Genomic DNA, 2,540 nt, shown 5'->3' with positions numbered 1-2,540 from the left:
GCGCGGCGGGGGCTTGGGGTGCGCCGAAGCGGCCGTCGCGCCGCTCGGGAGGAGGCCGCGCTGATCGGTCTTTGCCGAGCCGTGCAGAACCTGGCGGTCTTTCGGGGCTTGCGGAGCGGGGCCCGGGGCGGGGCCCGTCTTGGGACCCGTAGCGGGATGTTGGGCGGAGGCGGGGTTCGTGGAGCCGTGGGCGGCGCTGCCGGCTTCCGCCGGGACTGCCCGAGAGCGGTCGTTCATGGCGGTCCTCAAATGCGGTATCCGGCGCCGGGCACCGTCAGGATGACGGGCGGCTCGCCGAGCTTTCGGCGCAGTGTCATGACGGTGACCCGAACCACGTTGGTGAACGGGTCGGTGTTCTCGTCCCAGGCCTTCTCCAGGAGTTGCTCGGCCGAGACCACCGCGCCGTCGGCGCGCATGAGCACGTCGAGCACGGCGAACTCCTTGGGCGACAGGTGTACGGGCACGCCCTCGCGCAGCACCTCGCGCCGGTTGGGGTCGAGCCGGATACCGGATCGCTCCAGGACCGGCGGCAGCGGCGACACGGCCCGCCGGCCGAGCGCCCGCACCCGCGCGATCAACTCGCTGAACGCGAACGGCTTGGGCAGATAGTCGTCGGCGCCCAGTTCGAGCCCTTCGACCCGATCACTGACGTCACCGGCGGCGGTCAGCATGAGCACCCGCATCGGGATGCCGGTCTCCACCACCGCCCGGCACACGTCGTCGCCGTGCACGATCGGCAGGTCGCGGTCCAACACGACCACGTCGTAGTCGTTGACGGCGATTCGTTCGAGCGCCGCCTCGCCGTCGTACACGACGTCGACGGCCATGGCTTCCCGGCGCAACCCGGTCGCGACCGCGTCGGCCAGGAGCTGCTCGTCCTCGACTACGAGAACCCGCACCGGCTGTGCCTCCTGCTCGAAGAAAGTATGGGATGAATTCGTTGTCCATCTTCCCTCGCGGGGCGGTAAAGCCCCGGTAAGGCGACCGGCGGCCGTACCGGCCGGTGCTCACCGGTGCCGGCCGGGACGGGCCGCCGGTGGCCACCGGCCGACTGCGCAGCGTGGCCGGCCCCGCCGTCTCCCGACGCGGTCCCCCTCGACACGGGCCGATTCCGGTACGCCCCGTTACGTCCGATGGCACACCGTTGCGATCGGTAAGTCCCTGGTCAGGAAGCCGGCCGGCGGGTGCCCAAGAGCCTGGGATCGGTGGTTTCCCCGGTCGCGCACGAGGGGTAGGACAACCGAAACCGGCGACGACGAGTGACATTGGGGCGGCCTTATGGACGAATTCACGGCCGGCGTACTGCGACGCATACGCGAGACCGAGCAGTCCCTGAAGCAGGCCTGCGACACCGGCGACGATTTCCTCGTCGAGGTCGAACAGTCCGAACTGGACGATCTGCTTCGACTGGCTTCGGAGCACGGCGTCCGGGTGCTGCCCGAGAGCGCCTGAACCGCGACCACCGGCCCCAGGGCCCGCACGAACCGAACGAATACGCGATCACGCGAAGACATCCGGTCTTGTTTCCCCCGGCGACAGTCCCACGAGGACGCCGGGGGTTCGGCTGTCAGGACACGCGGAAGGGGCCCGGATCCATCGGATCCGGGCCCCTTCCGCGTGCGCATCTACGCGTGGAGAGCGCCGAGGATGCCTTCGAGGTCGGCGTGCAGCGCGGCCGGCGCGGCCACGCACACGGTCGACCCGTCCTCCTGGGCCCACAGGTCCTCGGTGACCAGCGCGCCCGCCTCGCGGGCGATCAGCGCGCCGGCGGCGACGTCCCACGGGTTGAGCCCGCGTTCGTAGTAGGCGTCGACCCGCCCTGCCGCCACCGAGCACAAATCGATCGCGGCCGATCCCCCGCGCCGCATGTCCCGCACGCGCGGCAGCACGGCGGCGATCACCTCGGCCTGGCGACCGCGGCGCTCGACGGTGTAGCCGAAGCCGGTCGCCACGAGCGCGCGGGCGGGCTCGACCGCGTCGCGGCAGCGGATCGGCTTGCCGTTGCGGTAGGCGCCGCCGCCGCGCACGGCGTGGAAGGTCTCGCCGAGCGGGGGCACCTCGACCACGCCGATCAGCGTGCCCTCGGCGGTCTCGGCGGCGATGGAGACGCACCAGCCGGGCAGGTCGTACAGGTAGTTCACGGTGCCGTCGATCGGGTCGACGACCCAGCGCACGCCGCTGGTGCCCTCGCTCGCGTCGCCCTCCTCGCCGAGGAAGCCGTCGTCGGGCCGGTGCGCCCTGATCCGTTCGATGATCAGCTTCTCGGCGGCCGTGTCCATCTCGGTGACCACGTCGGTGGGGCTGCTCTTGGTGGCCGCGACGCCGAGGTCGGCGGGTCGCTCGTGCAGCAGGAAGCCGCCGGTGTGCCGAGCCGCGTCGCGTGCGATGGCCAACAGGTGCGCGGTGTCGATCGTCATGGGGCCATCCTGCCGGCGACGCCACCGTGCAGGGCCGCCCCGCGCGGCGACCGGGCGGCCGCCTCCGGGTCGGCGCGCAGCACGCGTGGATCGGGGCAGCAGCCGATCGGGCACACGTCGTGG

3 protein-coding genes and 1 pseudogene are annotated in these 2,540 nt (G+C 72.0%); 1 reads left to right on the top strand and 3 read right to left on the bottom strand.

Annotation, left to right across the window (positions count from 1 at the left end; genetic code table 11):
- A pseudogene (locus GT354_RS54750) lies at window positions 1–237 on the bottom strand (hypothetical protein); the annotation flags it as partial.
- An 8-nt stretch (window positions 238–245) separates the two neighbouring features.
- Window positions 246–899 carry a response regulator transcription factor gene (locus tag GT354_RS31640; protein ID WP_161359814.1) on the bottom strand — a complete coding sequence of 218 codons (654 nt, stop codon included), beginning with the start codon at window positions 897–899 and terminating at the stop codon, window positions 246–248.
- A gap of 379 nt (window positions 900–1,278) precedes the next feature.
- Here GT354_RS31640 and GT354_RS52880 point away from each other — a divergent pair, with 379 nt between their 5' ends.
- Window positions 1,279–1,452, top strand: coding sequence for a hypothetical protein (locus tag GT354_RS52880; RefSeq protein ID WP_202512533.1), 174 nt, complete (start codon window positions 1,279–1,281; stop codon window positions 1,450–1,452).
- A gap of 173 nt (window positions 1,453–1,625) precedes the next feature.
- Here GT354_RS52880 and GT354_RS31635 read toward each other — a convergent pair whose 3' ends face one another.
- Complete coding sequence (locus GT354_RS31635; protein WP_161359813.1) at window positions 1,626–2,417, bottom strand: inositol monophosphatase family protein; 792 nt, start codon at window positions 2,415–2,417, stop codon at window positions 1,626–1,628.
- Window positions 2,418–2,540: the final 123 nt, after the last annotated feature.

Source organism: Streptomyces sp. SID3343, assembly GCF_009865215.1.
Lineage (GTDB): Bacteria > Actinomycetota > Actinomycetes > Streptomycetales > Streptomycetaceae > Embleya.
Note: the sequence above shows the minus strand (reverse complement) of the source record. Positions and strands in the feature narration are given on the sequence as shown.